This is a genomic window from Streptomyces phyllanthi, assembly GCF_009377205.1.
In the GTDB taxonomy this organism is placed as follows: Bacteria; Actinomycetota; Actinomycetes; order Streptomycetales; family Streptomycetaceae; genus Streptomyces; species Streptomyces phyllanthi.
In genome coordinates this window covers 1-3,097 of sequence record NZ_VJZE01000713.1, presented here as the reverse complement: position 1 = coordinate 3,097, position 3,097 = coordinate 1, and the positions used below count along the sequence as shown (strand labels likewise).

The following is a 3,097-nucleotide window of genomic DNA, read 5'->3' as shown; positions in this document are numbered from 1 at the left end:
GTACGGGGGCGGGAGCCGACGGCCGGGACGCGCGGGCGGGAGCCGACGGCCGGGATACGGGTGCCGGGGTCGCGGGGTGTCACGGGCTCACTCACCGATGTCCTCGTTCCACAGGTCCGGGTTGTCCTTGATGAAGGCGCGCATCAGTTCCACGCACTCGGGGTCGTCCAGCAGCACGATCTCCACGCCGTGCTCCGCGAGCCAGTCGTGGCCGCCGTGGAAGGTGGCGGCCTCGCCCACGACGACGCGGGAGATGCCGAACTGGCGGACCAGACCGCTGCAGTACCAGCACGGCGAGAGGGTGGTCACCATCGTCGTACCGCGGTACGACCGCTGCCGTCCCGCCGCGCGGAAGGCTGCCGTCTCGGCGTGCGTGGAGGGGTCGCCGTCCTGGACGCGGCGGTTGTGGCCGCGGCCCAGGAGGGTGCCGTCCGCGCCGTAGAGGGCCGCGCCGATGGGGATGCCGCCCTCGGCGAGACCGGCGCGGGCCTCGGCGACGGCGGTGGCGAGCCAGGCTCGTGCCCGTGCGTGATCCATGCCCTTACCTTCCCGCGTCGTCCGTGCCTTCACTCCCGAGTCTGCGCCTCGTCCACGCCTTCGCTCTCGCGTCTGCGCGCGTCCGTGCCTTCGCCCTCGCGCGTCGTCCGTGCCGTGGCTCTCGTGCGTCAGACCTGCCGAGCAGGGAGGTGAGGTCGTCGAGGGCCGGTTCCAGGTTCTCCGTGCCCGGCTCGACGACGGCGTACGAGCGGACCAGGAACTCATGGAGGGCGGCTGTGCCGAACCGGATCATGACCATGCCCGGCGGCGCGTAGAACTCCATGACCGTGGTGGCCGGCCCGCACGGCCAGATGTGCACGTCGCCGATCCCGGCCGGGGCGCCGATCCCCTCCTCCAGGAGCACGCGGGCGAACGTCCAGGTCACGCCCTGGTCGTCGGCCGAGGCGTCGGCAGGGAAGTCGACGTGCACGGCGAGCGGGTCGGCGGAGGTGAAACGCAGGGTGGCGGCCACCGGGAGTTCCCGGTAGTCGGGGGTGATCAGGCAGGCGCGGGTGGACTGCTTCACGGTGACGGTCATCGTCGGTCTCCGAATCGGTCGAGAGGGCGGCCGGCTGGGCCGCTGCGTCTTCTCGACCTCGTGGAGGGCTCAGGGATTACGCGGATGTTCAGACCAATTACCGTGACGTGCGTCACTTTTTCGCTATTGCCGATGATTTTGTCATTGAGACTTACAAAATCGTCCTCGTCCCTACCCGCAGGCAACTGGAGCGTCCTGCCATGATCGACGGTCCCGTCGCCCTTTCAGAACCGGCGTCCGCGTCCGCCACGGCCACCGCCACCGCCGAGTACACCCGGATCTTCGAGGAGCAGCAGCCTCGCCTCGTCGCGTACGCGCGCTCGCTCACCCGGAACTCCTGGACGGCGGAGGACCTCGTCGCCGAGGCGCACTTCCGCGTGTGGCGGCGGCTGTCCGCGGGCCATGAGATCGACAACGTGCCGGCGTATCTGATGACGACGCTGCGCCATCTCGCGGCCGCGGCCGGGAGCGCCACGCGCGAGACCCCGCAGGATCCGCAGGATCCGCAGAGCCCCGAACGGGTCCAGATCGGAACCCACGACGGCGACCCCGCCGAGCGGGTCTCCTCCGTCGACCTGCTCGTGCGCGTGCTGGGCCAGCTGCCCGAGCGCTGGGTGCAGGCGCTGTGGCTCGCCGAGGCGGAGGGCCAGCCGCTGGAGGCGGTCGGGCAGCGGATCGGTGCCAAGCAGGGCGCCACGGCGGTACTGCTGCACCGGGCCCGCGAGGGCATGCGCCAGGCGTTCCTGCGTGCCCACCCCGGCGCTCCGGACGACCCCGCGTGCGAGGCCCACTGGGAGCGCATGCCCGCGTATGTGCGCGGTACGGCGACGTCCCGGCAGTCCGAGCAGGTGCTGGGGCACGTGGACGGGTGCGACGACTGCCGGGGGCGGCTCGTCGAGCTGATGCGCGCCAACGACCGGCTGCCCGCGCTCGTCGGACCCGCTCTGCTGGTCTTCGCGGTGGGCGGCGCGGGCAAGTTCCTGCTCACCTTCACCGCGGGGTCCGCCGGGGCGGTGACCGCGGCGGGTGCGGCGGGAGCCGCAGGCGGGCACGGGGGTGGGCTGCTGGACACCGCACGCCAGGCCGTGACCGGTGGCGGTGCGGCGAAGCCGACGGCTGTCGCGGTCGGCGCGGCCGTGGCGAGCGCCGCCATCGCGGCCGTGATCGCGCTCGGCGCGTTCGACGCCTCCCCGCTCCGCCCGGAGGGGTCACAGCTGGCAAAGGTGCCGGTGATGCAGCCGTCTCAGGGACCCGGCGTGCACGTGCCCGAGGAGCGCACCTCCGGGGGCGCGGCGGAGACGCGGGAGGACGAGCGGGCCTCGACGAACGGGGAGGTCGTGTCCGCGGCCGGCCCCGCGGTGGTCGAGGTCGTGCCCGCGGTGGCCGACGAGTCCACGCCCACGGTGGCCGGACCGGTGGCCGAGCGTCCGGTGGACGACTCCCGGCGGCCTGTCGTGGAGGCACCGGTGGCGGAAAAGCCTGTGGGCGGACCGGTAGAGGAAGAGCCCGCCGAGGAGAAGCCGGCGGAGGAGAAGCCGGCGGGGCCTGGGTACGAGGTTCCGGAGCCGGAGGCCCCGGAGGAGGAGGCTCCCGAGGCAGAGAAGCCGGAGACCGAGACCCCCGAGGTGGAGGTTCCCGAGGAGGAGGCTCCCGAGCCTGAGGTTCCGGAGACCGAGACCCCCGAGGTGGAGGTTCCCGAGCCCGAAGTCCCCGAGGTGGAGGTTCCCGAGCCCGAAGTCCCCGAGGTGGAGGTTCCCGAGCCCGAGGTCCCGGAGACGGAGGACCCGGAGACGGAGGACCCGGGCTCCGAGCCGCCCGCCCCGGTCGACCCGGCGCCCGCACCGCCGAACCCCTCGGACCCCGGAGACGGCTGCGACGGCTGAGGCGGTCCGGTCAGGGCACGCGTGGCGTGAGGTACGCATGCGGGTGCGGGTGCGGGTGCGGGTGCGGGTGCGGGTGCGGGTGCGGGTGCGGGTGCGGGTGCGGGTGCGCTGCTCTGCCGGGCATTGCTCTCGTCGGGTG

At 73.3% G+C, this 3,097-nt stretch carries 3 protein-coding genes; 1 reads left to right on the top strand and 2 read right to left on the bottom strand.

Features of this window, described 5'->3' with window-relative positions; translation table 11 throughout:
• Positions 1-87 precede the first annotated feature (87 nt).
• The gene (locus FNH04_RS43830; protein ID WP_152791809.1) at positions 88-537 is read right to left on the bottom strand and encodes a nucleoside deaminase; all 450 of its coding nucleotides are present in this window, start codon (positions 535-537) and stop codon (positions 88-90) included.
• Positions 538-541: 4 nt separating this feature from the next.
• A complete protein-coding gene (locus FNH04_RS43825) occupies positions 542-1,075 on the bottom strand; it encodes an SsgA family sporulation/cell division regulator (RefSeq protein ID WP_152791808.1) in 534 nt (177 codons plus the stop codon).
• Positions 1,076-1,275: 200 nt separating this feature from the next.
• On the opposite strand from FNH04_RS43825, the gene FNH04_RS43820 reads away from it, so the two are divergent.
• Positions 1,276-2,958: a sigma-70 family RNA polymerase sigma factor gene (locus FNH04_RS43820; protein ID WP_152791807.1), complete on the top strand. Its 1,683-nt coding sequence runs from the start codon at positions 1,276-1,278 to the stop codon at positions 2,956-2,958.
• Positions 2,959-3,097: the final 139 nt, after the last annotated feature.